General features: G+C 60.6%; 22 protein-coding genes, 5 pseudogenes and 1 riboswitch. Of the genes and pseudogenes, 17 read left to right on the forward strand and 10 right to left on the reverse strand.

What is annotated here, in order from left to right; translation table 11 throughout:
- Positions 1–11 precede the first annotated feature (11 nt).
- Together EOB80_RS16265 and EOB80_RS16270 are read left to right on the forward strand one after the other, a co-directional pair.
- The gene (locus EOB80_RS16265; protein ID WP_126057626.1) at positions 12–1,136 is read left to right on the forward strand and encodes a DNA repair exonuclease; all 1,125 of its coding nucleotides are present in this window, start codon (positions 12–14) and stop codon (positions 1,134–1,136) included.
- The gene (locus tag EOB80_RS16270) at positions 1,133–3,766 is read left to right on the forward strand and encodes an ATP-binding protein (protein ID WP_126063810.1); all 2,634 of its coding nucleotides are present in this window, start codon (positions 1,133–1,135) and stop codon (positions 3,764–3,766) included. Before EOB80_RS16265 ends, EOB80_RS16270 begins: the two co-directional genes overlap by 4 nt.
- A 21-nt stretch (positions 3,767–3,787) precedes the next feature.
- On the opposite strand, the gene EOB80_RS16275 is transcribed toward EOB80_RS16270, so the two are convergent.
- From EOB80_RS16275 to EOB80_RS35310, 3 genes and pseudogenes are all read right to left on the reverse strand, one after another.
- Positions 3,788–4,165 (reverse strand): DUF5615 family PIN-like protein, encoded by a 378-nt coding sequence (locus EOB80_RS16275; RefSeq protein ID WP_126057625.1) that lies wholly within the window; start codon positions 4,163–4,165, stop codon positions 3,788–3,790.
- A gap of 4 nt (positions 4,166–4,169) precedes the next feature.
- Positions 4,170–4,820: a DUF433 domain-containing protein gene (locus EOB80_RS16280; protein ID WP_126057624.1), complete on the reverse strand. Its 651-nt coding sequence runs from the start codon at positions 4,818–4,820 to the stop codon at positions 4,170–4,172.
- Between the two features lie 533 nt (positions 4,821–5,353).
- Positions 5,354–5,876, reverse strand: a pseudogene (locus EOB80_RS35310) (SMC-Scp complex subunit ScpB).
- Positions 5,877–6,935: 1,059 nt separating this feature from the next.
- Here EOB80_RS35310 and EOB80_RS16290 point away from each other — a divergent pair.
- The 12 genes from EOB80_RS16290 to EOB80_RS35315 all read left to right on the forward strand — a co-directional run bounded on the left by EOB80_RS16290 (position 6,936) and on the right by EOB80_RS35315 (position 16,610).
- Entirely contained in the window at positions 6,936–7,235 is a 300-nt protein-coding gene (locus tag EOB80_RS16290; RefSeq protein WP_245463529.1) for a hypothetical protein, read from the forward strand.
- Positions 7,236–7,897: 662 nt separating this feature from the next.
- On the forward strand, positions 7,898–8,125 hold the full coding sequence (locus tag EOB80_RS16295; protein ID WP_245454713.1) for a hypothetical protein: 228 nt from the start codon (positions 7,898–7,900) through the stop codon (positions 8,123–8,125).
- 121 nt (positions 8,126–8,246) lie between these two features.
- Positions 8,247–8,363, forward strand: a riboswitch (TPP riboswitch).
- A gap of 103 nt (positions 8,364–8,466) precedes the next feature.
- Positions 8,467–10,302: a phosphomethylpyrimidine synthase ThiC gene (gene thiC, locus EOB80_RS16300; RefSeq protein WP_127318682.1), complete on the forward strand. Its 1,836-nt coding sequence runs from the start codon at positions 8,467–8,469 to the stop codon at positions 10,300–10,302.
- Positions 10,299–11,300 carry a glycine oxidase ThiO gene (thiO, locus tag EOB80_RS16305; RefSeq protein ID WP_127318684.1) on the forward strand — a complete coding sequence of 334 codons (1,002 nt, stop codon included), beginning with the start codon at positions 10,299–10,301 and terminating at the stop codon, positions 11,298–11,300. The genes thiC and thiO overlap by 4 nt, the downstream gene beginning before the upstream one ends.
- A complete protein-coding gene (thiS, locus tag EOB80_RS16310) occupies positions 11,269–11,466 on the forward strand; it encodes a sulfur carrier protein ThiS (protein ID WP_127318686.1) in 198 nt (65 codons plus the stop codon). The genes thiO and thiS overlap by 32 nt, the downstream gene beginning before the upstream one ends.
- 1 nt (position 11,467) lies before the next feature.
- Entirely contained in the window at positions 11,468–12,241 is a 774-nt protein-coding gene (locus EOB80_RS16315; protein WP_127318688.1) for a thiazole synthase, read from the forward strand.
- Positions 12,238–12,843: a thiamine phosphate synthase gene (locus tag EOB80_RS16320; RefSeq protein WP_126057618.1), complete on the forward strand. Its 606-nt coding sequence runs from the start codon at positions 12,238–12,240 to the stop codon at positions 12,841–12,843. Before EOB80_RS16315 ends, EOB80_RS16320 begins: the two co-directional genes overlap by 4 nt.
- Positions 12,834–13,649, forward strand: coding sequence for a hydroxymethylpyrimidine/phosphomethylpyrimidine kinase (locus EOB80_RS16325; RefSeq protein ID WP_126057617.1), 816 nt, complete (start codon positions 12,834–12,836; stop codon positions 13,647–13,649). Before EOB80_RS16320 ends, EOB80_RS16325 begins: the two co-directional genes overlap by 10 nt.
- Positions 13,650–14,276: 627 nt before the next feature.
- Positions 14,277–14,471, forward strand: coding sequence for a DUF982 domain-containing protein (locus EOB80_RS16335; RefSeq protein WP_245463528.1), 195 nt, complete (start codon positions 14,277–14,279; stop codon positions 14,469–14,471).
- Positions 14,472–15,035: 564 nt separating this feature from the next.
- Positions 15,036–15,668, forward strand: a complete 633-nt coding sequence (locus tag EOB80_RS16340) for an Hsp20/alpha crystallin family protein (protein ID WP_126057616.1) — start codon at positions 15,036–15,038, stop codon at positions 15,666–15,668.
- A 12-nt stretch (positions 15,669–15,680) separates the two neighbouring features.
- Positions 15,681–16,085: an Hsp20/alpha crystallin family protein gene (locus EOB80_RS16345; protein WP_127318690.1), complete on the forward strand. Its 405-nt coding sequence runs from the start codon at positions 15,681–15,683 to the stop codon at positions 16,083–16,085.
- Between the two features lie 258 nt (positions 16,086–16,343).
- Complete coding sequence (locus EOB80_RS35315; protein ID WP_245463532.1) at positions 16,344–16,610, forward strand: Hsp20/alpha crystallin family protein; 267 nt, start codon at positions 16,344–16,346, stop codon at positions 16,608–16,610.
- A gap of 55 nt (positions 16,611–16,665) precedes the next feature.
- Here the strand turns inward: EOB80_RS35315 and EOB80_RS16355 are convergent, their stop codons facing one another.
- The 3 genes and pseudogenes from EOB80_RS16355 to EOB80_RS16365 all read right to left on the reverse strand — a co-directional run.
- Positions 16,666–16,920, reverse strand: coding sequence for a hypothetical protein (locus tag EOB80_RS16355; RefSeq protein ID WP_127318692.1), 255 nt, complete (start codon positions 16,918–16,920; stop codon positions 16,666–16,668).
- 43 nt (positions 16,921–16,963) lie between these two features.
- Positions 16,964–17,197, reverse strand: coding sequence for a hypothetical protein (locus EOB80_RS16360; RefSeq protein WP_127318694.1), 234 nt, complete (start codon positions 17,195–17,197; stop codon positions 16,964–16,966).
- A 481-nt stretch (positions 17,198–17,678) separates the two neighbouring features.
- Positions 17,679–18,116 (reverse strand): annotated as a pseudogene (locus EOB80_RS16365) (transposase); the annotation flags it as partial.
- 391 nt (positions 18,117–18,507) lie between these two features.
- Between EOB80_RS16365 and EOB80_RS16370 the strand changes: the two are divergent.
- The gene (locus tag EOB80_RS16370) at positions 18,508–19,578 is read left to right on the forward strand and encodes a PAS domain-containing sensor histidine kinase (protein ID WP_127318696.1); all 1,071 of its coding nucleotides are present in this window, start codon (positions 18,508–18,510) and stop codon (positions 19,576–19,578) included.
- Positions 19,579–19,876: 298 nt separating this feature from the next.
- On the opposite strand, the pseudogene EOB80_RS16375 reads toward EOB80_RS16370, so the two are convergent.
- Positions 19,877–20,159 (reverse strand): annotated as a pseudogene (locus tag EOB80_RS16375) (transposase); the annotation flags it as partial.
- Positions 20,059–20,271, reverse strand: a complete 213-nt coding sequence (locus EOB80_RS16380) for a hypothetical protein (protein ID WP_126057615.1) — start codon at positions 20,269–20,271, stop codon at positions 20,059–20,061. The gene EOB80_RS16380 and the pseudogene EOB80_RS16375, both read right to left, overlap by 101 nt.
- 122 nt (positions 20,272–20,393) lie before the next feature.
- Between EOB80_RS16380 and EOB80_RS34535 the strand changes: the two are divergent.
- Positions 20,394–20,907: pseudogene (locus tag EOB80_RS34535) on the forward strand (transposase); the annotation flags it as partial.
- A gap of 314 nt (positions 20,908–21,221) precedes the next feature.
- Here the strand turns inward: EOB80_RS34535 and EOB80_RS16390 are convergent.
- Positions 21,222–22,160 (reverse strand): EAL domain-containing protein, encoded by a 939-nt coding sequence (locus EOB80_RS16390; RefSeq protein ID WP_164761586.1) that lies wholly within the window; start codon positions 22,158–22,160, stop codon positions 21,222–21,224.
- Positions 22,137–23,804: pseudogene (locus tag EOB80_RS16395) on the reverse strand (diguanylate cyclase); the annotation flags it as partial. The gene EOB80_RS16390 and the pseudogene EOB80_RS16395, both read right to left, overlap by 24 nt.
- 422 nt (positions 23,805–24,226) lie before the next feature.
- Here EOB80_RS16395 and EOB80_RS16400 point away from each other — a divergent pair.
- Entirely contained in the window at positions 24,227–26,698 is a 2,472-nt protein-coding gene (locus EOB80_RS16400; RefSeq protein WP_245463527.1) for a hypothetical protein, read from the forward strand.
- The last annotated feature ends 277 nt before the right edge of the window (positions 26,699–26,975 follow it).

The raw sequence follows: 26,975 nt of genomic DNA on the forward strand, positions 1-26,975 counted from the left end.
TCGGAGACTCCATGTTTCGATTCATCCACAGCTCCGATCTTCATATCGGCAAGCGGTTCGGCAACATGCCAGAGGATCTGCGCGGGCGGCTCCGTGAAGCGCGCCATGGCGCGATCAGCCGGCTGGCAGAGCAGGCACGCGTCCATGGTGCATCCACCATACTTCTGGCCGGCGATACGTTCGATACCGAAACGCCCACTCCAGCGATGTTGCGGCAGGCCATGGCCGAGATGAGCCAGAGCGCGCCTCTGCGCTGGATATTGCTGCCTGGCAACCATGATTCCCTGTTGGCTGATCAATTGTGGAGTGCAGCGGACAGCGTTGTGCCGGACAATGTCCTGCTGGCGACGCGGCCCGAAACCCTGACCATTGGCGCGGACGTGGCGCTGCTGCCTGCACCTTGCACCACCCGCAGACCCGGTCGCGACCTTACCGAGTGGATGAACAGCGCCGCGACGCCGCAAGGCGCCATCCGGCTCGGCCTTGCTCATGGCGCTATTCAGAACTTTTCCGAAGATTCAGCAGCGTCCGATGTCATTGCACCAGATCGCGCGACCAAGGCCGGCCTCGATTATCTGGCACTTGGCGACTGGCACGGACCCGTCACCATCAATGAGCGCAGCCGTTATAGCGGTGCGCCCGAACCTGACCGTTTCAAGCATGATACACCCGGTCAGGCCCTTGTCGTTTCCATTGCCGGGCCTGGCGCCGTGCCCGAGATCGTGGCCGTTGAAACAGCTAGCTTTTCCTGGAAAACCGCTCCCCTGCATCTGCTGTCTGGCGACGACAGCGCCGCGGCATTTGAAGCGTTGCTTCCACCGGCTCATCTGCGGCGTCAGACTTTGCTGCGAATTGCCGCGTCTGGCCGGGTGCGGTTAAGTGGGCGAACGATCCTTCAAGCGGCGATCGCGGTAGCCGCGCCCGACTTCGCCTATCTGGAACTGGACGGGGACGGGCTCGCGACCGACTGCGAAAGTGGCGATTTGGATCGGATCGACCGCTCTGGTGCCCTTCGCGAGGCAGCGCAGGCACTGTTGGATGAAAGCAGCGACGAAACCCGGTCGGCTGTCGAACGCGACATATCGCGAGAAGCACTGGTTCGGTTGTTCAGCTATTGCGAGGCGATGGGATCATGAAACTTACGGCCCTTCGGCTCCACAACGTCAAACGGTTCGCCGGGCAAGGCGTCGCCATCGAAAACATCGGCGACGGCGTCAACGTGCTTTGCGCGGTCAATGAGTTCGGCAAATCAACCTTCTTCGAAGCGCTGCACGCACTCTTTTTCCAGCCTCACACGGGCACACCCGAAGGCGTGCGACTGTTGCGGCCTTATAGTGGGGGCAATCCGGTGGTGGAGGCCGACATCACCACTTCAGAAGGACGCTATCGACTTGCCAAGCAGTTTTATGGCGGCAGGCTGGCCAGCGTTATTGACCTCGACGGCGGGCGACTGTTGGCTCAAGCCGATGAGGCCGAAGCCTTTATCGGCAAACTAATCCATGGCGGAAGCGCAGGACCGGCAGGATTGCTCTGGGTTCGCCAAGGGGTCACCGGCATCGAAAGGCGCAGCAAAAGCGAGGAGGACGGCGAAAAACGCGTGCGCGAAAGCCTACTGTCCTCGGTTCAGGGGGAAGTTGAAGCCCTGACCGGCGGGCGACGCATGGCCGAAATCGCCGCGGCATGTGAAGAAGAACTCTATAGCCTGGTTACGTCAACGCTGCGTCCCAAGAGCGGCGGTCTCTATGCGGCAGCGCTCGACGAGCGTGACAAGCTGGTGAAAGACGAGCAGCGTCTCAGCGCCGAAGTCACCGGTCTGCGCGATTCGCTCGACAAGCGGCGCATGGCGTTGGCGCGTCTGTCTGAGCTTGAAAACCCCGAAGAAGGCGCCACTCGGCGGGAAGCCATCTCGGCCGCGGAAGCCGCAGTCGAGGCCGCCAAATCGCACAGCGAAGCCTTGAAAGCCGCCGAGGCGGAAGCTGCCCTTGCCGCAATTCACCACGACGCGGCGCAGCAGGCCCTCGATAGTTTTCGGACCGCGCTCAAACGAGCCACGGATTTGCGCCAGCAGTCGACGATTGCGCAGCTTCGCCGCAGTGAGGTTCTCGATCGGCGCGCTTCTGCCATTGCCGAAAACGAACAAGCGATGGGCGAAGTTCAAGCAGCCGAACTGGAAGAGCGCGAAGCACGCGAATTGCTCGCGCGGCTGGATGCGACTCTTTTGGCGCGTGACGCTGCCGAACAACTGGCCGGCTCGGACAACCGGTTGAAACAAGCCGAAGTCGCCAGAACCCAGATCGAAGATGGAGAGGCAGCACTGGCGATGCTGGCGGTGCCGGAACAAGCTGTCGAGCAACTCCAGGCGCTCGAAATCGAGATCGCCAGCCTTCGTGCAGCTCACCTGGCAACCTTGCCGACGCTATGCATGGAATACCGGGACGGCGCCGCCGATTTGGTGACCATCGATGCCAAGCCCTTGCCCCATGCAGAAGACCAAAGCTTTGCTGGCACCGTACGCCTGGATATTGCCGGCATCGGAGCCTTGACCCTGCGATCGAATCGGCCGCAGCAGGCCGACCGGACCATCGAAGACGCCGAAGCGAAGCACCGCAGCCTGCTTGCGTCCCTCGGTGTCGATAGCCTCAGGACGGCACGCCAGCGCCTAGTGGAAGCGCGCGACAAAGCTACCGAACTGGGCTTGGCGCGTCAGCGACTTGCCGATCTCGCGCCCAAGGGGATACAGCAATTACACGAGGAGCTTGCTCGTCTGAGTGCCCTCGGGGCCGGGGACCTCGAACTCAAAGTCGATCCAGAACAGATCCGGCAACATCATGCCGCAGCCGAGCAGCGTGTGGCGACAACACGCAACAGCGTGCGCGAGGCCTTGCCTTTGCGCAGCCATGCCGACGAGGCTGTCATGGCTGCGGAGACGGCTTATGTCACCATCCAGGCGGAACTGACCAGCCTCGAGGTCATATTGGGACCCGATGCAGCGCGCGAGGAAAAGGGGCGCTTGCTGCTCACCGAGGCCACCGCACGACAAAAGCTGCGCGAAGCGGCCGAAATGCGCGCTGCTCCCCTGCGCGACGGCGCTCGCGATCTCACCAGCGCTGAAGCCGTTCTGCGCCGCGCCCGTTCGGTTCAGGATGCCGCCACACAGGAAGCAAGTCAGTTGCGTGTAACCCTGGCCGATCTCAATGGCCATATTCGCACTCGGTCCGACGACGCGGTGGAAGAAGCTTTGCGCGAGGCCACAGAAAAATTGGAAATCGCTGGAGAGCGAGCGAGACGCTTCGAATTCGAAAAAGCCGTCCTCGACCGGCTGCGCACGACGCTGGTCGCTGCGCGCTCGACGGCACGCGATCTTTATCTGAAGCCGGTCATGTCCGAGCTGCGACCGCTGCTTGGATTGCTATTCGATGACATCTCCATAGTGTTCGACGAGAACACACTGTTGCCACAGACCGTTCGCCGCAATGGTCAGGATGAGGATGTCGATAGGTTGAGTGGCGGCATGCGAGAACAGCTTTCGGTTCTGACACGTCTGGCCTTCGCCCGTTTGCTTGCCCGCGACGGCCGACCCACACCGGTTATCCTGGATGACGCTTTGGTTTATTCCGATGACGACCGCATCGAGCGCATGTTCGACGCTTTGCATCGTCAATCACACGATCAGCAGATTCTCGTTTTCTCCTGCCGCCAACGCGCGTTTGCAAAACTCGGCGGTAACATTTTGCAGATGAGCGACTGGCAACCGGGTCGGTCATAAGCGGAGATCGCGCAGCCTCAGCTAGGGCGACGGCAGATCGTATCGTGTTACGATTGCAATGCCGTTTTCGATCTCGATTTCGATAACTTCATTAATCAGGAATTCCTCTGGGCCAAGATCCTCGAGGAGAGCATCGAAGAGCTCTCTCTGTTTTTCAGGCCCGACCTGAGGGACGACGATAATCAGGCCGGCGTGAACCGGTTCTTTGGCATAGAGCTTCCTGAAGTCCTTAGCATTGTTGGTGACGAAGGTGAAATCCTCATCGATAATGAGCGGCATGAGGTCCCAGTCGGTTTCGCCGCTTAGCCCAAGCCAGTTGACGTGGTTTGCTTCATGTCCGCGTTCTTGGGCTACCGCAACCAGAGACGTGTGCAGGCACTCATCGATCAGAAACCTCACGAGGTCACACGCGTCTCGACCTGGCCGACGGACCTGGGTCGCCCTTCAAAACCACGCGCTTCGACGACTTTATTTTCACGCCCTGCTCGACCAGCTTCTTAGGCCGCCCACGAACCGGGTGCGCGGCGACCCACATTCTGGCGAGCTCAATCACGCGCGGCGTTAGCTTCGGATATCCCTCCAGAACCTCCGCTTCATCTGCGCCCTGCGCTAGCATCGTCGTGATCATACGAACAGGGATGCGGGTTCCTTTGAAGACAGGCTCTCCGCCCATCACCCCTTTAACGCGGCCGATGGCGGCCTCCGCTTCATCAAGATCCACGATGCGCGCTTTGAGCTGTTTACGTGCCTCGGCGACGTCGACGATCAGCAGGTCGTCGGCCCTTACGGTCTTGGCCCTTGGGGCAGCTTTGATTTCCTCGAACAGGCGGTAGCGACGATCAGCGGGCAATGTCGCACCCACGCCATACCAAAGCTTGAGCCGCAGCAAATCCTCGCCGGTCAATGCCCGTCGGACGACCCCACCGATGCGCCGAGCAGTGCTTGGCACAGTATCGACAATGCGTTTGTCGATCGCATTGTGCACGGCCTTGATTCCTATCCCGCTGACGGCGGCTGCCTCTGCGGGGGTGTAGATGCGAGCAAGTGTGCCCATTATTCTTCTCCTTATAAAGAATAATATAGGCCGTTTGACCCCCTCCGTAAAGGCACGCGTCTTTGGAATCACGGCGGTTAGCAAAGGCGGTGGTGAGCCGAGAGGCCTCACAAACCCTTGGGGCTCGAGATGGCAGACTCGGCGCAGTATAATTGCGCTAACTATCGAATTTGCAGTTGGCGACAAACGACACACGAGTTCGTCGCGGACTTTTAACTCTGCGAAGGCGCGTCTTCGAGCGCTTTGAAACCCTACACCCATCTGCAGGCCATCTGTATCAAGCTTTGGACCAAAACCGTTTCCATCGCTCACGAGCGTTCTCTCTGGGGGTCTCAAGTGGGGCTTGCCCATGGCCACGAATTTTTGGGCGACAGCGGTGCAGAGGCCGCATACCGCTGCCTGCTTGACGTCGCTGACCGTGTCCATGTCCGAAATTTGCCTACAAATTTCGGACGCCCTTGGGCGCGCTAGATTCGCTATGGAAAGCTGGAAGCACTCGCAAGCCCGGTGGCCACAGCGTCTGCAGCGCCAAGCTATTCCTCCGTATCCAAACCCGCATCCTCATGGCCACTAGCCAACTCTGGCATAATTTCACCAGCAAGCAGCTCATCTCTGCTCAGCAGCCCGGCATCCTCGAGCGCCTCGCAGTCCGGGAGATCGCGAAGCGTGTCGAGGCCGAACTCGAGCAGGACGCTTTTGTCGTCACATAGGTGTAGGGAGCGCCGGGCGTCGGACTGCGCGGGTTCGACGCGATCAGGCCGGTGCCGCAGATGGCCGATCAGGTCGCGACTGATTACTTCCCGAAAACCGACGACAATTCGGCGCGGGTAATCGGCTGGAAGTGCCGATGCACATCAGCATCAGCACGTCCGACCACGTCAGGTCCACGGCACGCCCGCTGCTTCCGCAGGCGCGGATGGCATCGGCATAGGCCGGCCGTGTCAGGTGCTTCCAGCCGCCGGCGACAGCGACGAGGTCATAGGGCCGTCCGCGCAGCTCTCGGATGTCGTCGATGAGAAGGTCACGGGCGAGCTCGCGGGAGAGACTGCACCGCAAGCGCGTCCCGCGCGCGCGAACTGCTCGATCAACTGATCTCAGACGACGACGAATCTCGTCCAGATTCCAAAAGCGGTGGCCGCAGCGGCGCTTTGCGGGCTCGCGTTACCACAGATCGCAGAACTGTGATCTCGCCTTGTGCCCGAGACCGCAATCTGGGCTCGCGACGAAGCATATCGCTTGCGATCATCAAAGGACGCGTCGACGCCGTCGGTTGCCTTTTCCACCGCCGCCTCACACATCGTGTTGGGGCTGAAGAGCTACCTGCAAATCCTCGCAACGGGCGCGGCCGCATCCTTGATTTTACAAATTGACACGTCTTGGTTTTTAGAAAATGCCACGTGCGATGATGGCGCCAAAAAAAAATGTCACGCGAGATGATCATGCCTGAGGTAAATGGTCCGCCAAAGTTGGGAAAGGTATACCGGTTGAATGGTGGATAGGTACGCCGGATAAAAAGGGCTTCGGGTTCCGGAAGACGAACTAATCGACGGATAGGCGCTGCTCGTGAGGGAAACTGCATGCGCATTACGGTTATGACCATCCAGGGATGTCGGATATGATCTTGAATAGTGACATTGCAGGCCAAAGAGCGGCCGAGAAGCTAGCAGAGGGCCTGAAATCGCAGGGCAAGCAGCAATACGAAGAAAGGTCGAGGGAACGCGAACGAGATGTGTCTCGTTAGGTCGCACGTTGCACCAGGGGTGCGTCGGAAGGCACTCCGCCGTGTCCTGAAGAGGTAGCCTGCACTTGAGAATAGCCACGGTGGTACCTTATTTTCGGCTGTGAAGCACACGAGACCCGCGACGTGAGACCCAGTTGCTCAATACCCAGTTGCTGGGTGAGCGTGCATGACTGCCAACGGAAGGTCTTGCACGCACCCTCGCGATCTTGAGCAATGGTCGCCATGACTTTCTTCTTGCAGGCTTTTGAGTGGCCCAGCCTGCAATCACCAGACCCCACCGACTCTAAAGAGCGTGGCAGACGGGATAGTCGAGGTTGCCCGGCACAATTACGCTCAAGGCTTGCGCCGCCCAGAGGACACGCTGAAAAGGCAGCATGGGCGCGCAAGCACGCCATTCACGAGAGTTCGACATGAAGACTATGCAAGAAAAAGACATTCCGGCATTCGTGCAAGCAGTTGTGGAGGCCGGCTGCAACATTTGCGCGATTGGCAACTTGGGATATGTCTTTGGCGATGCTGATTTGACGCCGGCGCAACGGAGGTCCGTCGAGCCACAGCTGCGCAGGATTGCTGAGATCTACGGCGAACGCGATCATCTCATGGACGAGATAGCTGTATATCTGCGGTCGATCGGACGCCATGTCGAGGTTGAGCCGAAGACAGGTGTTTCCTGATGGCCGCGATCGATCGCGTTCCGTAGTCGCCATTTCTATTGGGTAACGAGCAGCCGTCTTCCAACCTCTGAAACAAAAAAGAGGTGACCCCCAAAGGCCGCTCTCGAGACCGCAAGTCTGAGCCGCTAACGCATTGCGATAACCAGGCTGTCCGAACTGGGCGTCGATGCCTTCCTCGACCAGGTCGCGGTAGGCGGCGATCTCATCTACCGCATGCATAGCCAAGCCAGAGAAGTTTTCGGCAGCGGAATTCTCGGTCGCTTCCCCTTTTATGACTAGAGGGTGCGGCCGATCCGGCCGCGACGATCTCGCAGGGATTGCCATATACGGCAACACGAACACCGGCGGATCAATACTCGGATAATGGCGGCCGGCTATGTAGCGATCGATCGCGCACCAACATATCAATGCAATAGCTTAGTTGCTTTCAAAGGCGGGTCTCTACGAACTGCAAGCAAGCTAAACGATTGCGTCAACTCTTCCTCGCAGAGCGAAAACTCCGCGCCCACGCGATTTCTCTGCTGGAACAGCGGCACATCCTCAGCGCCAGGACACGGCCGCCGCCGTCGGGTTTTACGAAGCCGGTGATTGCATAAGTTGCCCGCAAGATATCATTGGTATCGGGAACGCCGCCGATGCCGCATCCTGAATAGAGCGGCCGCTTGCACCTGCCAGCCCGACGACCAGATCATATCTGCAACTCCATCTACCTGGACGTGGTGCAAATCACCTCGCTGAAGCCGCAAATCGTCGCCTTCGACCAGGATAACCACATCCGTGACCGCCTGAGCTACTCGGTCGATCTCGACGCACATGGCCGATACAGTTTTTCCATCCTTCACGAAGCGAATGAGACTTTGGCCATTCCAGCCCTGGTCTACGGGGCGTGACTTGTCCCCGATGCATGCGCGAGCTCTCCGCTCGGCCGGCCGCCGGACGTCGCCACCGGCCGAAGGCGCCCGAAGGCGCCCGAAGGCGCTTGACAAAGCAGCACCGGCCCATTCAACTTGAGGCATTCACCAGGGGAGTCCCGGTAAGGGGCTGAGATACTGCTGGCTTTCGCGGCGCAGTGACCCGTTGAACCTGATCCAGTTCATACTGGCGTAGGGACGGTGCAAGCGCTTTGCGGGAGTTTACGCCCGAGGTCCTGCTGCAGCAGGTCTACAGAAGCGTCTTTTCATCCTTCCGGCACAGAACTGGGTCTCCAATGCATGAGCAAAGGAGCCTCACGATGAATGCCCTCACCCCCGCCGTGTCGACGGGACCACTGCCCGCCTCGCGGAAAATCCACAAGCCCGGCGTCCTCTACCCGCAGATCAGGGTGCCGATGCGCGAGATTTCCGTCCATCCGACGGCCGGCGAACCGCCCGTCACCGTCTACGATCCGTCCGGCCCCTACACCGATCCATCAGTCCAAACCAGCATCGAAAAAGGCCTTGCCCGGCTTCGCCACGAATGGGTCACGGCGCGTTGCGATGTCGAAGCCTATGACGGCCGCCACGTCCGGCCGGAAGACAATGGATTCGCCACCGGCGAGCGCCTGACACCGGAATTTCCGATACGCAATCGGCCGCTCAAGGCCAAGCAGGGCAAGGCGGTGACCCAACTTGCCTATGCGCGCGCCGGCATCATCACGCCAGAAATGGAGTTCGTAGCCATCCGCGAGAATCTCGGCCGCGAGGTGATGCGCGGCAAGCTGCAACGCGACGGCGAAGCCTTCGGCGCGGCGATCCCAGATTTCGTCACACCCGAATTCGTGCGCGACGAGGTGGCGCGCGGACGCGCAATCATTCCCGCCAACATCAATCATCCCGAGAGCGAGCCGATGATCATCGGTCGCAATTTTCTGGTCAAGATCAACGCCAACATCGGCAACTCGGCTGTCACATCATCGATGGCCGAAGAGGTCGAAAAAATGGTCTGGGCGATCCGCTGGGGCGCGGACACGGTGATGGACCTGTCGACCGGCCGCAACATCCACAACATCCGCGACTGGATCGTGCGCAATGCGCCGGTGCCGATCGGTACGGTGCCGCTCTATCAGGCGCTGGAAAAGGTCAACGGCATCGCCGAGGATCTGAACTGGGAGGTCTACCGCGACACGCTGATCGAGCAGGCCGAGCAAGGCGTCGACTATTTCACCATCCACGCCGGCGTGCGGCTGCACTACATACCGCTGACCGTCGACCGGGTCACGGGCATCGTCTCGCGCGGCGGCTCGATCATGGCCAAATGGTGCCTGCACCATCACCGGGAGAGCTTCCTCTACGAGCATTTCGCGGAGATATGCGACATCTGCCGCGCCTATGATGTCTCCTTCTCGCTCGGCGACGGCCTTCGTCCCGGCTCGATCGCCGACGCCAATGACGCGGCGCAATTCGCCGAGCTGGAAACGCTGGGCGAGCTGACGAAAATCGCCTGGGCCAAGGATTGCCAGGTGATGATCGAAGGCCCCGGTCACGTGCCTATGCATAAGATCAAGGAGAACATGGACAAGCAGCTCGCTGTCTGCGGCGAGGCACCGTTCTATACGCTTGGACCGCTGACGACCGACATCGCGCCGGGTTACGACCATATCACCTCAGGCATTGGGGCGGCGATGATCGGCTGGTTCGGCACCGCCATGCTCTGCTACGTCACGCCGAAGGAACATCTCGGCCTTCCCGATCGCAACGATGTCAAGATTGGCGTGATCACCTACAAGATAGCCGCCCATGCCGCCGACCTGGCGAAGGGTCATCCGGCTGCTAAACTCAGGGATGATGCCCTTTCCCGCGCTCGCTTCGAGTTCCGCTGGGAAGACCAGTTCAACCTGTCGCTCGACCCCGAAACCGCGCGCTCCTTCCACGACCAGACCTTGCCCAAGGAGGCGCACAAGCTGGCACATTTCTGCTCGATGTGCGGGCCGAAATTCTGCTCGATGCGCATCTCCCACGACATTCGTGCCGAGGCACAGAAAGAGGGCATGGCGGCAATGGCGGCGAAATACCGCGAGGGCGGCGATCTCTACATGCCAGCTGACGAGACTGGCGTACCGGTCGTGCCAGAGGCTCCCAAACCATCATGAGGGTGCTCGTCAAAGGGGCCGGCGTTGCCGGCCTCACCGTCGCTTTCGAACTCGCCGCCCGCGGCGCGACGGTTACAGTCGCCGAGATGCGGCATGGCCTTGGCGGCAACGCGTCGTGGTTCGCCGGCGGCATGCTGGCGCCATGGAGCGAGCGCGAAAGCGCGGAGCAGCCGGTGCTGGATCTCGGACGCGACGCTGCCGACTGGTGGGATGCGGTGCTGTCGGGTCAGGTGACACGGGCCGGGACATTGGTCGTGGCCGCGCCGCGTGATGCCGGTGAGCTTGACCGGTTCGCCAGTCGCACGTCAGGGCATCGGCGCGTCGATGAAAACGAAATTGCGCTCCTGGAACCCGACCTCGCCGGCCGCTTCCGGCGTGGATTGCTCTTCCCCGACGAGGCTCACCTCGACCCACGCCAGGCGATGGCGGCACTTCATGACAAGCTTGCGACCATGGGTGTCAAATTCCACTTCGGCTGCGACGCCCGGCCTGTTTCGGGTTTCGCCCGTCAGATAGACTGCATGGGAATGGCAGCGGCCGATGACAGGCTGCGCGGTGTTCGCGGCGAAATGCTGATCCTTCGCACGCCTGATGTCTCGCTGTCGCGGCCGGTCCGTTTGCTTCATCCACGCTTTCCGCTTTATGCCGTGCCGCGCACCGATCACCGTTTCATGATCGGAGCGACGATGATTGAAAGCCAGAGCGCCGGACCGGTGACGGCGCGTTCCATGATGGAGCTGCTGGGCGCCGCCCATGCCCTCCATCCGGCCTTTGGTGAGGCCGAGATCGTTGAAACCGGTGTGGGTGTCCGTCCGGCATTTCCCGACAATTTGCCACGCGTCGAAACAGACGGTGAGATCATCGCGATCAACGGTCTTTATCGTCACGGTTTTCTCCTCGCCCCCGCCATGGCGCGCCAGGCTGCCGACCTGGTTTTCAGTCAAGACAGAACCAAGGAGCATGCTCATGAAACTGATGGTCAACGGCGAGGCGCGTGAGATTGCCGCCACCATGCTGGCCGAGTTGCTTGCCGCGCTCGACTATGAGGGCGATTGGCTCGCCACCGCCGTCAACGGCGACCTCGTGCACAAAGCCAACCGCGCGGAGTTCCAGTTGAGCGACGGCGACCGGATCGAAATCCTCTCGCCCATGCAGGGCGGCTAGCATGTTGGAGCTTTATGGAACCGAGCTTTCGTCGCGCCTGCTTCTCGGCACGGCTCAGTATCCTTCGCCGGCCATCCTTGCCGACGCGGTCAAGGCGTCGGGCACGTCGGTGGTGACCGTCTCGTTGCGGCGTGAGATGGCGGGCGGTAGGGCCGGCGAACAATTCTGGTCGTTGATCCGCTCGCTGGGCGCCAGAATCCTGCCCAATACCGCCGGCTGCCTCTCCGTCAAGGAAGCCGTCACCACCGCGAAAATGGCGCGCGAGGTCTTCGGCACCAACTGGATCAAGCTCGAAGTGATCGGCAATCACGACACGCTACAGCCGGATGTGTTCGGTCTGGTTGAAGCCGCCCGCATCCTGTGCGAGGACGGCTTTGCGGTATTCCCCTATACCACCGACGATCTCGTTGTCGCCGAGCGGCTGCTGGAAACGGGCTGCAAGGTCCTGATGCCGTGGTGCGCACCGATCGGTTCCGCCTTGGGACCGGTCAACATGACGGCGCTGCGCTCGATGCGCGGATATTTCCCTGGCGTCCCGCTGATTGTGGATGCGGGGCTCGGACGGCCGTCGCACGCGGCCACCGTCATGGAACTCGGCTTTGACGCCGTGCTCCTGAACACAGCGGTCGCCAAGGCGGCATATCCGGTCGGCATGGCGCGTGCTTTCGGTAAGGCGGTCGACGCCGGTCGTGAGGCGTTCAGCTCGGGAATGCTCGAACCGCGCGAAGTCGCCGTGCCATCGACACCGATGATCGGCAGGGCAGTTTTTTCATGAAGCTCGATCCCTTCTACCTGATCGTCGACAGCGCTGCCTGGATCGAACGGCTGGTCCCACTCGGAGTCCGGCTTCTGCAACTGCGCATCAAGACCGTGGATGAGGCTGGGTTGCGCGCGGAGATCCGCACCGCGAAGGCCTTGTGTGCTCGATACCAGTGCCAACTCATCGTCAACGACCACTGGCGCCTGGCAATCGAGGAAGGCTGCGACTTCATACATCTCGGCCAGGAGGATTTGCAGACCGCTGACCTCTTGGCGATACGGGCAGCCGGCGTAAGGCTCGGACTGAGCACACATGATCATCAGGAGCTGGAAACGGCGATGGCCGCCGAGCCTGACTACATAGCGCTTGGACCCATCTATCCGACCATCCTGAAGAAGATGAAATGGGCGCCGCAAGGGGTCGAACGGATCAGCGAATGGAAGCGCCAGGTCGCGCCGTTTCAATTGGTCGCCATTGGTGGCCTCAACCCTGAGCGGCTCGACGGTGTCTTTGCGGCTGGCGCGGACAGCGCGGCGGTGGTGACCGACATCACGCTCAACGACGACCCCGAGGCGCGCACGCGAGAATGGATCGAGAAGACGGACCAATGGCGCTGAGGCGAGAACCACATGTGCTTGTCGTCGGTGGATCGGACTCCAGTGGCGGTGCTGGAATTGCACGCGATATCGAGACGATCTCTGCCATTGGCGTGCGCACCTGTCTCGCCGTCACAGCGCTAACGGTGCAAACGCATGACGCCGTGATCGAAATCTATTATTCGCCACCTAGCCTGGTGGCCAATCAGATGTGCGCCGCGCTGCAGGCCAACGACGTGGCCACAATCAAGATCGGCATGCTGGCGACTGCCAAGATCATTGTTGCCGTTGCCGCAGTGCTGCGCAAATTTCCGCATGTCCCCGCAGTACTCGACCCTGTGCTGGCCTCCACCTCAGGCCGCGCACTTCTGCAAGCAGGCGCTATCGCTGCCATGAAGCGCGATCTTATGCCGCTTTGCTGCATTGTCACGCCCAACCTCCCTGAACTGGCGCTCCTTAGTGGCTCCGAACTGGCAGTGGATGAGGACGGAGCGCTCCAACAAGGAAAAAGACTGCTGGCCGCCGGCCCTCAAGCCCTGCTGATCAAGGGTGGGCATGCGTCGGGAACCCGGTCGACCGATATTCTGTTACGCTCCGGGCACGAACCCATCCGCTTCGATGCACCGCGCCTTGCCACATCGATGCGCGGGACAGGTTGCATGCTGGCCAGCGCGATTGCGGCGCATCTGGCGAAGCCGAAGCCGCTCGAAGACAGCGTGCGCGAAGGCAAGCTGTTTGTCTTGGAGAGGCTTCAGAAATGCCGGCTGAATAACCACAGCGTTCTGCGTCCAGCCAAGCAGACCCATTTTCCAGAATTTTTCCCGTAGCGAGACTAGAGAAGGGGCTACTGCTTCTCTATGCCATCCTCACAACGCGTTGAGTTTCTCACTGCCAATTATGCGACTTTCGAGGTGCAAATAGCGAATATCGAGTTCTTAGTGACAGAAACGACCGGAATTGGTTGCGTGGATCACCAGGTCGCTACCGATTGGGTCAGCGACTCAATAGAACGTCACATCTCTGTCCACACTCGAGCTTATTTGCCGCAAACGCGTCGAGCCCCGCGTCAATCGGTCTTATAATAGTATCCGGGGCAGCTCCAAAGCTGTGGCATCGGCTACCCGCCGGCCGTGGCGCTTGCTGTTCGAGCGTCGGACGCCGCCTGCCATTGAACATCTGATGGGCTATTGGGTGGCGGCGACACACTCATCCAGGTGCAACTGGCTTTTTCAACTCGGGAACCAGCAGAAGCCTTCGCTGCGTCGCAACATTTGGATTATGTCGTACAGCCCGATCTTCCAGAGAAAACAAGACCTAACGTTCGAAACCTGTCACGCAACCAACCACCGAATGAAAGATCCAGCGTGCGATCGCAGGGAGGTAAGAATAACCGGTCTGGCTTTCCTATCGCCGGTCCAGGTTAAGACCAACGACGTCGTCACGACATCAACACAGTGCGCGAAGCGCTCGTATTCCTGAATCAGTGGCCAAAAGCGCGTCGGGGACCGGTATTCAGTTGCGCGGTGAGAAGCAGCAACGCAGCGATCGCCGGACAGATGACACCCGAGCAGGCGCGGCAAGCATTGTGGGATTTGCCAGGATTGCCGGGCGTGCTGGCCAAATCTGATTTCGTCGTTGGTGGCGACTGATTTAAAGCTGCAGGAAGATCACCGCCGGTAACGCGTTGGCCCGCTGCTCGCCAAGACGGAAAGAACGCCGCCTTGTGAGTTCCAATAATGGGCGATGCGGGAATTGCACATGTCTGTGCCCATCTGTCCGGCCGAAATGCAAATGGCGTCACTGGCGAAGGTCAGCGAACGCGGCACGCAGGGCTGGATTCTTTTGACTTGCGGCAAGCCGACATAGGTGCTGGCTTGATGTCTCGGTCACTGCGACGTGTCATGCCGATTCATTCGTCAGCTACCATGACGATGCGGCGCGTCGCCTGCGATCAGTTGATCGAACCGCGGTGCAATTCGGGACGCTTCGTCGATCCCGACAGTTGCGCAAAGGGAAGCCAAATCAGCGACTAGAGGCAACGTGGCTACGGATTCGAAGGGACCCCGCTGTTGCCGAAGAGGTGACTGGTGGAATGTCAAAGATCACCTCTTGAAAGGCCATTTGGGGCCACCTAATTCGATAAAGCCGGATGCCGCTATCGGGTCCTGGCACGGGAATGACGGTCCGGCCCTACGGTGGATCGAGTTCGGTTCATGTCGCTTCGCAAGGAGGATGTGTTCCGGCGTCTGCCCGAACCCCTCTTTCTCGCATTCTGCGAGGTTGCGCGATCGGGCCGCTCGGTCTCTGTGCTGATCGCCCCTCCTGTTGCCATCGATCGATTCCGCTTCCGGTGCGCACGCACGTGTCGCGCGTGGCAATCATGCAAGGTCGTGAATCATAGGAGGATGTACATGCTTTTGTCGGATTTCGGCCGCATCGGGTTCGATCCGTTTGTGGAAATGCGGCGCATGCAACAGGAAGTAAACCAGCGTTTGGCCGGGCTGACCGCCAGCGCCGCTCAGGAGTTTCCGCCGATCAATCTTTGGACTGGCGAGGACAGCGTGGCGGTGGCCGCGGAACTGCCGGGGATATCACCTGACGAAATCGGCCTCACGGTGCGCGAGAACATTCTGACATTGAAGGGAACGCGCGAGCCTCGAACGGAGGACGAGAAATCCGTCTGGCACCGCCGTGAGCGCGCCTATGGGACCTTCTCCCGGACAGTGCAATTGCCATTCCGCGTCGACCCGGAACGGGTCGAGGCGCGTTTCGCCAACGGGCTGCTCGAAGTCGAGTTGCACCGGCCGGAGGCGGATCGGCCGAAGAAGATCCAGATCAAGGGATAGAGGGAGGCAAGCATGGCTCAGGAACTGAAGACAACCGAGCGCCAGGTGCCAAGTACGCTCGACGGTAGCGAGCGTACCCGTTCGCGTCCGGTGTTCGTGCCGCGCGCCGATATCTACGAGACTCAGGACAATGTCGTCCTTCTCGTTGATATGCCCGGCGTCGCTTCCGACGGGGTCGATATCACGCTCGAGAAGCGAACGCTGGCGATCCGTGGCTACGCGGCCAATCAGCAGCACCAGAACTATCGCCAAGTCTACGCGGAATATGACGCGGGCGACTACGAGCGTGTCTTCACCTTGTCCGAGGACATAGATCGCGACGGCATCGAGGCGTCGCAGAAGGACGGCGTCCTGCGTCTTGTGTTGCCAAAGGCGGCGCCGGCTAAGGCCCGCAAGATTCCACTCAAGATGGCTTAGCCTTGGAGATATGAGGAGGTTGACGATGCAGATCAGAGACCTGATCCCCTGGGGCAATAACAGGGGAAACGAAGTCGCGAAACGCGAGGAGGATAACCCCGTCCTTTCGCTGCAGCGTGACGTGAACCGATCTTCGAGGATTTCTGGAAACGGTTCGATCAACCGTTCGGCGCATTCGGACGCCTGGATGTCAGCGGACCTCCAGTTGATATCGCTGAAACCGACAGCGCGCTCGAGGTATCGGTCGAGCTTCCCGGCATCGATCGGAAGGATGTTGACGTCTCTGTGACGGACAATGCGATCACCATCAAGGGTGAGAAGAAGAGCGAACGAGAAGAGAAGTCGAAGGGCTATCACCTGTCGGAGCGTGCGCGTGGTTCGTTCTATCGGTCGATCCCTCTGCCGTTCGGCGTCGACACGGAAAAGGTCAACGCCGAATTCAGGCACGGCATCCTTACCGTGACGCTGCCAAAGACCCAGGAAGCACTGTCACGGGTGAAGAAGATCGAAGTGAAAGCGAACTAAAAACGCCACACGAATATCATCAGACGCGGCGGACAATTTACCGCCGCGTCTCATGTTACTGCGCCAATTTATGCCGCGTATATACAGTGAGCGCGGTTCGGGCGCGCGCCAAATCTTCTCGCGCAACGAGCAGCATCTCGTCCGCCGTATCCAGCGCGGCCAAGGCTCTCGCGGTCGGACTGGGGCACTCGATGTTGACGCGAGCCCATGCGCGGTCGATTTCGGCCAGAGCCGCGCGAACATTGGCGATCGCGCGTTCGATGGCGTCGTAAAGTGCGATCTCCTCCTCAGCCAGGGCTTTGCCAGCCATTAAACTTCAAGCGAAACGCCGTCACTTTGCCCGCTGAATATCATCAAAAACGAGGCTGCCAACACCACATCACGTTATCGCGCAGCGACGGCGCAATCATCATCTTTGGAGGTGCACCTGCCGGAGTTCGCGGAGTGCTCATACAGGCGCGCACAAAGGTGATGAGTTGCTCAAGGGTCGTTGGATCCCACGGTTTGGTGATCGCACCCAGCGCGCCTGGGATCTGCTCAGGAGTGCCGGTCACGAAAACAACCAGAGCGGCAAATTCATGGGCCAATGCCGATGCAATTTGCGGTCCGGTGAGGCCGTTATGCAGGTTGAGATCGACGAGCGCGAGATCGGGAATGGCGGCCTGCCCAGAGCAAGAGTCTGCTTGGCGTCAGAAGCTGTCCCGACCACTTCGTCACCGAGCGTGGTCAGGTGTGACTCCAGATCCATCGCGAGAACTATCTCATCCTCGACGATCAAAACCTTGAGCGGCTCTATTGCCTCTCCATCTGCTTTCGTAAAAATGCGCGTCGGCGTATCTCCTGCCGAAAAGCGCGCCGAGCAGCCCCCGGTAACGAGGCTAACGCCTGACCGGTCGAACCGCCGCCACGTTCAAAGGGGCCATAGTAGGCGTCGAAGGACGGCAGCACGAAGCTGTGCTCTTCAGTGCCAGTCTGAATGTCCCGAAAGCCGATCTCGGCGAAGAGCCGCTAGAGCCGCTCCGCGTCGCCGAGTGCGAATGTCCGAGATGCGCCCTGAACATCGATCTAAGTGCCGGACTGCCAGCGCCGCGAGGGTAGCCCGAAGTAGGCCGCGACGTCTCGCGAGCGGCGGAAGCGCGTGGGATCGTCGATCGCGTCATGAACGAAAACCGCCGTTACCGAGCCGACGCCGGGATGGCCATGAAGCGCCGGCATGGTTCGCTGCGCGCCACCGTTTTGACGACGCAATCGTGCAGCCGGCAATACTGTCTCCACAGTGCCGCGCGCGCCGACAGCGTTGCATCCATCAGTTCGGTTGACAGCAGATTGTCCGCCACAGCCCCTGCTTGAAAACCCCGCGTCCGTGGCAATCCAAGTTTCTCGAGTTCTGGATTGCAGCCAGGGCGACAGCGATCCGGCCTCGTGGCCGACGCGGTGCAGTCGCGCCAGACACGGCTCCAGCACCGCAAACTGTGCCTCGGGATCCGTCACCATCGTTGCCGCCAGATCAAAGACGACGTGCGTTGCCTGGTGGTGGTCGCAGTGGAGGAGATAAACGGCTTGGTGATGCTGAAATGCGGCGCCTCCCTGCCACCGGAAAGCGCTCGATTCAGGCTTGCTTGTAAAAGTCGTCCGGAGTTCCCCCCGTTCGGACGGGAGTGCGGCACGCAGCTTGATGGACGATGGTCTGGACGCACCCAAAGAGCTTACCGCGAGATGCCACCAATAAAAGCTAGGTCGCCATGACACAGAAAAACAGCAAACTTTGCGGTCAAAAACAGCGACGAGAGGGCACGAAGCTACCGTGGCCGGCGAATTCAATTCGCGACAATGGTCGGGCAAGGGTATAAGGTCCATGCTTGGAGAGGCAAAACGCCGCTCGTCCGGCTTTTTGCCCATGTTTCAACCCGTCGTGAATATCGAAGACGCGCAGACGCTGGCGCAGGCGATCGTCAATACGATCACCGAGCCGTTTCTCGTGCTCGACGAGCAGTTTCGCGTGCTGGCGGCCAGCCGCTCCTTCTACTACACATTCGAAGTCGACCCAGGGCAGACCCAAGGCTCGCTGCTTTACGCGCTCGGCGACGGTCAGTGGGATATTCCGGCACTTCGCCTGCTGCTGGAGACGATCATTCCCGAGAAGACCGCCATGGACGATTTCGAGGTCGAACATGATTTCCCGCGGATCGGCCGTCGCACCATGCTGCTCAATGCCCGCAAGGTGCTTTACGACCATAGTTCGGCCATCACCATCCTTCTCGCCTTCAATGACATAACGGCCCGTCGTATCATCGAGCGGGAGAAGGAAGAACTGCTCGGTCGCACCGAAGACCTGCTTCGGCAGAAAGACGTCCTGCTGCGCGAGATGGAGCATCGGGTTGCCAACAGCCTGCAGATCATTGCCTCGATCCTGTTGCTGAAGGCACGCTCGGTGACGTCGGAAGAGACGCGCCAGCATCTCAAGGACGCCCATCAGCGCGTTCTGTCCGTGGCCGAGGTGCAACGCCATCTCCACACCTCCGCCGGCGTCGACGAGATCGATGTCGGCTCTTACCTACCGAAATTGTGCAGCAGCCTCGCCTCGTCGATGGTCGGCGAAGCCCAGCCGATCACGGTCACCGTGATGGCCGAAGGCGGCAGGATAGATTCGCAAAGGGCAGTCAGTCTGGGACTAATTGTCACCGAACTCGTGCTCAACGCCATCAAATATGCTTTCCCCAAGAAGAGAACCGGCGCTCGCATCCAGGTGAGCTACGAGACCGCGGGCAGTGACTGGAAACTGACGGTTTCGGACAATGGCGTCGGCAAGATCGCCAACGACGTACCGGCTACCGGACTTGGAACAGCCATCGTCGAAGCACTGGTGAAACAACTGGAGGCCAGGGTGGAGATTATCAGCGATATTGACGGCACCAGCGTGTCGGTCACCCGGGCGACGTTCACCTCGCGCGTGCCGCGAGCGGCGTAAAAACCGTTACTACGATGCTGCCTTCCGGACATCGCCTGATGTCCAGGGGATCTTCTGCCGCCACGGCCTTGTCCCCGGAGCGCAGGACTGCCAGTCGCATCGCATAAGCCGAAACCTCTCAGTCGGTTGAGGGCGCTTCCGATGGCCAAGATCCGCTTTTTTGGCGTTCAGCCGGTGGGACCAAGCTCTGAAGCTGACGCTGCGCAGGTCTTTGCGTGGATGACTCGGTGCGGTCGGTAAACTCGAAGTGGCGGTTGTGTGCGTCAAGTTCTGCAAAATGGGGCGGCCACGATGCTGGTCATGCGGCTTGGCGTAGAGCGAGCTTCTTGTGCTCGCGCAGGTCGTCAATGTTGATGTAGGGCCTCCATCCAGTTTTCGTTGGTTTCGACAGCCGGCGCCCTGACGAGGCGCAGGCAGCTTTCGGCGTTGGGGAAGATGCGCACGACATAGGTGCGCCGGCGGATTTCCTCATTGAGCCGTTCAAGCATGTTGGTGCTCTTGAGATGCTTGTGATGCTGGCGCGGCAGGCAAAAGAAGGTCAGCGTGCGCTCGATGGTCTCCTCCACCGTCGTCCATCTCGGCCTCGAGCACCTCCTGCATCACCGCACGGATCATTTCGTGAAGTCCGTCCGGGTCTGAAAGCAGAATGTCTTTGACGGCAGCGCTGGCGGTCTTACTTTCAATCTTGGTCATGGTGGCGTTCCTTCGCGGGAATCGGCGACATGAACAATCACCAGATCCCATGGCGACGGATGGATAGCGGCGCGTGCTCTGGCAGAGTGACGCTGCTAACAAACACCCCGCGGAGGAACACCATGCATGTAGTGGCCGACCGATCCGAAACTCTGACTGCTATCCGGACTGGTCTGGGCGCAATCTTCGTATCGCTGGAGCTCAGCCGTTCAACCTGGCTGATCTCGTCGTTGTCGCCAGGTGGCGGCGAGAAGTTGTCGAAACACAGTGTCCCCAGTGGTGATTTATCCGCCTTGTTCCGTCGCTTCGATAGCGTGCGAGAGAAGGCAAGAGCACGCATGGGGCCAGACTTCCCCGTCGTCGCTATCCAGGAAGCCGGGCTCGATGGCTCCTGGATCCATCGGGTTCTGAGCAAGGCGGGGATCGAGAGCTACGTCGTTGATCCCGCTTCTATCGCAGTGTCTCGTCGCAGTCGCCGAGCCAAAACCGATAAGATCGATGGTGAAACGCTCGTCTCTCCTTGCCTTCAAGCGAGGCGAACCGCGCATATGTGCAATGGTCAAAGAGCCAACACCGGAGCAGGAGGATCGCCGGCGTATCTGTCGTGAACGCAAGGTACTGACGACCGAACGGGTATATAAAACGCCGCTCACTCAGAATGGTCTCGTCGCCCGAGCCCAGCGGCCGTAGGCGGGATGTTGGTGCAGCCGTGAAGAGCAGCGACCGAATGTGAGGTTGATCTGCTCGGTTACGAGCAGAGTCCTGCAAGTCGGGTTCAACCTGGATCCCATAATCGATATGACAAGCTAATCCCACTTTGACCGGCGCTCAGCACACCTAATTTCGAGCCGCGCCGACCTACACACCCGCTATCGACATGATCCGAGTGGCGGCCTGAACTAGGCCGGCAAACTCATGTTCGTTGGCACTGTTTTTCGCTTGCATCCCGGTTAGGCGGGGACAGACGCCCTACTGCGACGCCTGCCCGGCTTGTCCGTGTCTCGCTCGCCTGACGTTTCGGGTTCGGTCTCAATGATCTCGCCCGCCACCACGGCGCGGGTCCGCTCCAGCATCGCGGGGATGTCCCGCGCGGGCAGCGGGCGGCTGAGCAGGAAGCCCTGCGCCTCGGTGCAGCCTTCTCTTCGGACCCGTTCCAGCTGCTCCACGGTCTCGACGCCCTCGGCGGTGGTCTGCATCCCGAGGCTGTTGCCGAGGCTCGTGACCGCTCGAATGATGGCGACGGAACTGTCGATATCTCCGGCGTCCGTGATGAAGGATTGATCGATCTTGATCTTGTCGAATGGGAACGAGCGCAGATAGCTCAAGCTCGAATATCCGGTTCCGAAGTCGTCCATCGCGATATGAACGCCGAGCATGTGGATATGTTGCAGCATCGAGAGAGTCGCCTGGCTGTTGGCCAGCAGCACTGTCTCGGTGATCTCAAGCTCAAGCCGGCTGGGGGGCAGTCCCGAGATATCCAATGCCTCGACGATGGTGGAGAGCAAGCGCGCGTTGCGAAATTGCGCCGGCGACAGATTGACGGCGACCTTGATGCTACCGGGCCAGCTTGCCGCGTCGAGACAGGCTTGCTTGATAACCCATTCACCGATCGGGACGATGAGGCCGATGTCCTCGGCCAGCGGGATGAATTCTCCCGGGGATACGATGCCGCGCGTCGGGTGATGCCAGCGCAGCAGCGCCTCGAAGCAGCTGACCTCGCCGCGGTCGAGATTGAGGAGCGGTTGGTAGTAGATTTCGAACTGCTGCCGCACCACCGCTTCGCGCAGGTCGAGTTCGAGAAACCGCCGCGCTTGCATGCGCGCATCCATTTCCGGTTCGAAGAACCTATAGGTTCTGCGTCCTTCCGCCTTTGCCCGGTAGAGCGCCATGTCGCCGGTCTTGAGAAGTTGGTCGGCGTCCCAGCCATCGTTCGGCGCAATCGAGATGCCGACGCTGGCGCTGATCATCACGCCATGGCCATCGACAACATAAAGTGCGCTCAGCCCATCAATGACTCGTTAGGCAAGGGCTGTAGATTCGACCGGCTGATCAACCGCGGTTTGAATGATCACGAATTCATCGCCACCGAGCCTGGCCACGGTGTCGCCTTCACGGACGACCTGTTTCAGTCTAGCGGCAACCTCCCTCAGCAAGGCGTCGCCAGCCGGGTGCCCCAGCGTGTCGTTGACCGCTTTGAAGTGATCGAGATCGAGGCAGAGGAAAGCAATCTTGCTACCATCACGCCGCATCTCGACCAAAGCCTCCTCGGCGCGTTCGCGAAACAATATGCGGTTTGGAAGCTCGGTAAGTCCGTCGTGGCGCGCCATGTGGGAAATTTTGGCCTCGCTGCGCCGCAAGTCGGTCACGTCATGGTGCGTGGCAAGCCACCCGCCGCCCGGCAGCGGCTGATGAATGAGGTCGATAGTGCGCCCGTCCCTGAGTTCCACTAGGCTCACCACGCGCTCGGCACGATCGATAGTCGCCGTCAGCTGCTGCAGATACTTTTCCGGGTCTTGGCCGACATAGAGGCCCGCCGCGATCCGGAACCGCATCAAATCGACCCATGGCGTGCCGGGACGAGTCAGAACCTCTGGCACATGGTAGAGATCGGCGTAGCTTTGGTTGCACAGAACCAGCCGCCTCTCCGCATCGAACATGCAAAGCCCCACGGGCATATTGGCGGCAGCCGCAGCCAGTTGCTGACGCTCCAGCTCGGCTTCGCGGGCCAGGGCATCGCTGCGCTCCAGACTGGCTCGGTAGCCGGCAAAGGCCGAGAACAGCACTCCTACCTCGTCCCGACGATCTCTTTTCAGCGCAATGAGGCTCGAGCGGCGCTCGCCCTGCGCCAAGCAACGCATCGCCTCGGTCACGGCGAGGATCGGCTTGCTGACATTGTGGCGTATCCAGGCGACAAGCCCACCAAGACACCCGGCGGCAAAGAGAACTGCCAGCCAAGTCAATCTTTGCGCGACGGTATAGGTGCTATCCGCCATCGTCGCGGCGGCCGTGCTGCGCTCATTGGTGAGGGCCAGCAGATCGTCCAATCGCTGCGAGGCGGCGGCAACGGTCGGGAGCGATACCGTCTCGAACTCCTTGACAGCCATTGTTCGCCCTCCTGTTTCGAGGAGCGGGAAAATCGATGTCAGGGAATCTTCGTAGGCCGTCCATAGGTTGACGAACTGGTCGAACAGCTGCTGCTCGGCCAGCGATCCGGCACTCCGGCGATAGGCGCGCCGACCTTGCAGTATTTCGTCGCTTTCCCTCGCCATCTCCTTCTCAATGCCGGCTATCTGCGCAGCCTCGGCAGTGCGCACGCGCAACGTCGCATAGAGCTGGTGTTCCGCGAGGTTGCGCTTCATCTCGCCGACGATCTGGACCTGGGGCAACCAAACGCTGGTGATCTCGCTCGTGACCTTGTTGAGTGATCGCAGTTGCGCGACCCCAAATACTCCCACGGCCACGACGCACAGCAGCGCCAGCCCAAAGCCCAACGAGAGCTTGGTCCCGACGCTAATGTCCTTTAGCCCTCTCATCTAGAAAACTGCAAACGCAAGACCAGTCCTCGTCAAATAGCATCGAGCTTTAGCGAATAGTAAAAGTATTCCTAGTGTCGCGTCTAAGGTATTAATGCTGGCTTAAGACTGCGTAATCCCCTAGAGGATCGACCAAACCACGTTGTAAAAGGCCGGCGGATGAAGCTCACCGATTTCCATATGATCCGATGACGGGCCTACAAAAAGATCGAGGTGCTCGCACCTAGTCTTGGAAGCCGCTTGCAGCTTCTCTCACCGCACCGTGGGATCGGCCTTCGATCCCCTTCGAATGTAGCGAGGCCAGCCCATATTATGCACGACGATGGGGCTTTGAGGCTGGCAGTCGAATCTATGATCGGCAGTGTTCATCAGCCGAGGAAGGAGCGCCGCGGCGCGCGCCGAGGCGGTGCGCGAACTCGAGCGTGATCGCCGAGATCGAGGCGAAGGAGCCGCTCGAAGCGCTCGACACCTTCATGGCGCAGAACGCATCGATGATCCAGGCCCAGCATGCAGCCTCCAGCTTCGATGTCCATCGGGTCCTTCAGGCCATGGACCACGAGCCGAGACCGCCGCAAGGCGATGCCGGACTGATGCGGCTGCCGGTGGTCGACATGCAAGGCCGGCCGCTGGCCAGCGAAGCCGAGTTGCGCTATTCCATTTTCCACCGCTTGACCTCGGGCGCGGTGAAGGTGGTGGCGGTGCAGCTAAAGGGAACTCCGACTGGAGCCATGCTGACACGCACGTTCACCGTGGAGGGCGTGCCCTACCGCATGGACCTGTTCGGCGGCAGCAAACTGAAGCCGCCGCAAAAGAGCCTGAACCAGCTTGCCTCTCACCTGCCTTTCACGGCCGCAGAGGCCCCAAGCGGCAAGCTTTTGGCGATCCCCTATGCCGAGACGGCTCCGGGTACGGCCTTTGAGCAGCTGTCGCGGGCCTGGGCGCCGTTCAAGGAAGCCTATTACTATACCCAGCGCCGCGGATTTGCCGCGCCGCCGGGCATCCCCGACATTGGCCCCCATGATTATGCGCTGGAAGGGTGCTTCAAGCTGTCCCTTCTGCCCGACCATCCCGCAGGCGCAGTGCATCCCTTCCGGTTCGAGGGGCGAGACGGCGAGATCGCCTTGCGGCCGCATGACGGCTGCGGCTTCATTAGGGCCTCACTGGCCGAGCGCATGCCGTCCATTGCCCGGGCTCGCCACGACGCTCCCGAGCGGATGCCTGCCTATGCCGATAAAAGGCAATCGGCGGTACCGCCCTCGGCGCTGCAACATTATCCGCGTAGCGTCGAGGTAGCACAGGAGACCCGCGAGAAGGCTCAGGCTTGGCTCGAAACCCATCAAAGCCTCACCGCCGAGGAGCTGTTCCGGACGGTCACGGGCGGGCATATCGAGGGTTCGAGCGCTATCGCCGTGCCGTCCAGCGACGAATGCCTGCATGTGCCGACGGGCAAGAGCAAGACCTTGACCCGTGACGCTGGCGTGCTTGTCGGACGCTCCCCCTATGACAAGCCCAACCTGCGCCCGTTCGCCGCCGACCGGGTCAGGTCGGCGCGCGATGGCGACCGGACCGCGGCGTTCCTGGATCGGTGCGTGGCCTTCCAATATAGCTTCAACGTCGCGCACAGGTCGGGGGCTGGGCTTGCCGCCGACGATCCGACCTTCTTTGCCAAAGGCATCTTGATCGTTGTGCCCGACGAAATGTGGCCGGCGGACTTCGCCGAGCGCGGGGTCGTGATGTCTGCCGAGGACGTAAAGTGCCATTCGTACTGGCTGGAGGAAAAGGACCGGGTCAAGGCCGACACCGCGCTCGAGTGCGTCGGCATCCTGCAGGCGACGGAGGTGTTCGCGCCCGGCTCTTTGGTTGCGGTTCCGAGCGTCGAACAAAAAATGCTCGACGGCGATTTTGATGGCGACACCGTCGTCATCATTGGCGACCAGCCTCGCCTTTACGAGCATGTGCGCCAGTTCGACGCGCAGCTGCAGGCGCGCGGCATCGCCTCGATGAAGCCGCCGAAGTCGCACACGCCGGCCATTGAGAAAAGCGGCTACCAGTTCACCCGGTCCAAGCAGATCCTGTCGGCCACCGGGCTGGTGCTGGAGACCTACAGCTGCCTGCAGCGCAACGTGCTGGCGCAGCCGCTGGAGGCGCAACGCTGGTTTGCCGAGCGTGCCATCTTCGGCACCTACGAGGGCATTCATAATGAGCTCAAGGCCGACATCCGCGCACTGTTGCAGGAAGATCGGCCGGATGGCCAGGCCCTCCATGAGCTCATCGCCAGGGCGAGGGAAGACAGCAAGGCCGCCAGGCATCCGGTGGCCTGCGAACTGGCCGCGTTGTTAGTGGCCGAGCTCCAGGACTGGAACCTGCAGCTCAATAGCGAGCCGGCTCATGAGCAGTCGGAAGTCAAGCTGCATGAAAGCGCCATCAATCTGTTGAGCGTCGGCATCAAGGTCGGCACTGACGCCTACAAGTCCGATACCGGTGCGCGGGTGTTCATGCAAAAAACCACCGAATTGCAGCGGCTCTTGGAGCAGAGGCCGGGCTTCAAGTCGGCGCCATATGTCAAGGCGCAGGCGGCAAAGCTCCACCAGGGCCGGTTCGACGTCGATGGCAGCCTGGCGGATCTGAAGGACAACCCCACGCTGGCGGCATCGGTCATGGAGGCCTCGATCAGACTCGCCGTCGAAAAGCGCATTCTGCTCAGCGCCTTAGCAATCTCGGCCGAAGACGACCGCGCCAGCACGATAACGCTGAGCAGCGAACAGGCCCTTGAGCGGGCCAGGCTCGAAGCCGCCCCCGCCGAAGCGCAAGAAAGCGCGATTACCAAAAATTGTGCATGCGGTTGCCGAGCTTTTGCGGCAGGACGGCATCGAGGTGAAGGTGCCGCATCTTGACCAACGGTCGGGCGGGCAGGTCTGGATAGCCGACGAGTTGACCGGCCAGAGCGTGAGCACGGCGCCGGAGGCCCAACTGGTCACCAATGCCGTGCGCCATGTCTTCGATTCCCGGACGAGGCTTTTACGCGCGCCTTCAGGAAGGCGGCACTGGCCTTCGAGGAGCGGGACTGCAGCGAGGTCGAGACCACCAACTGGGTCATCAGGATGGACAGGCCGCGGTTACGCGGCGTTCACACGGCGTTCAGAACCGCGCAGAACTATCGCTTCGAGGTCG

It is taken from the genome of Mesorhizobium sp. M7A.F.Ca.MR.245.00.0.0, from assembly GCF_003997415.1.
Classification (GTDB): Bacteria; Pseudomonadota; Alphaproteobacteria; order Rhizobiales; family Rhizobiaceae; genus Mesorhizobium.

Bases quoted from the DNA above. Each gene is read 5' to 3' on its own strand.
- EOB80_RS16265 (WP_126057626.1), top strand. From the start codon at position 12: ATGTTTCGATTCATCCACAGCTCCGATCTTCATATCGGCAAGCGGTTC.
- EOB80_RS16270 (WP_126063810.1), top strand. From the start codon at position 1,133: ATGAAACTTACGGCCCTTCGGCTCCACAACGTCAAACGGTTCGCCGGG.
- EOB80_RS16280 (WP_126057624.1), bottom strand. From the start codon at position 4,820: ATGGGCACACTTGCTCGCATCTACACCCCCGCAGAGGCAGCCGCCGTC.
- EOB80_RS16290 (WP_245463529.1), top strand. From the start codon at position 6,936: ATGGGCGCGCAAGCACGCCATTCACGAGAGTTCGACATGAAGACTATG.
- thiC (WP_127318682.1), top strand. From the start codon at position 8,467: ATGAATGCCCTCACCCCCGCCGTGTCGACGGGACCACTGCCCGCCTCG.
- thiO (WP_127318684.1), top strand. From the start codon at position 10,299: ATGAGGGTGCTCGTCAAAGGGGCCGGCGTTGCCGGCCTCACCGTCGCT.
- thiS (WP_127318686.1), top strand. From the start codon at position 11,269: ATGAAACTGATGGTCAACGGCGAGGCGCGTGAGATTGCCGCCACCATG.
- EOB80_RS16315 (WP_127318688.1), top strand. From the start codon at position 11,468: ATGTTGGAGCTTTATGGAACCGAGCTTTCGTCGCGCCTGCTTCTCGGC.
- EOB80_RS16320 (WP_126057618.1), top strand. From the start codon at position 12,238: ATGAAGCTCGATCCCTTCTACCTGATCGTCGACAGCGCTGCCTGGATC.
- EOB80_RS16325 (WP_126057617.1), top strand. From the start codon at position 12,834: ATGGCGCTGAGGCGAGAACCACATGTGCTTGTCGTCGGTGGATCGGAC.
- EOB80_RS16340 (WP_126057616.1), top strand. From the start codon at position 15,036: ATGTCGCTTCGCAAGGAGGATGTGTTCCGGCGTCTGCCCGAACCCCTC.
- EOB80_RS16345 (WP_127318690.1), top strand. From the start codon at position 15,681: ATGGCTCAGGAACTGAAGACAACCGAGCGCCAGGTGCCAAGTACGCTC.
- EOB80_RS16355 (WP_127318692.1), bottom strand. From the start codon at position 16,920: ATGGCTGGCAAAGCCCTGGCTGAGGAGGAGATCGCACTTTACGACGCC.
- EOB80_RS16370 (WP_127318696.1), top strand. From the start codon at position 18,508: ATGTTTCAACCCGTCGTGAATATCGAAGACGCGCAGACGCTGGCGCAG.
- EOB80_RS16380 (WP_126057615.1), bottom strand. From the start codon at position 20,271: ATGACCAAGATTGAAAGTAAGACCGCCAGCGCTGCCGTCAAAGACATT.
- EOB80_RS16390 (WP_164761586.1), bottom strand. From the start codon at position 22,160: ATGGCGCTCTACCGGGCAAAGGCGGAAGGACGCAGAACCTATAGGTTC.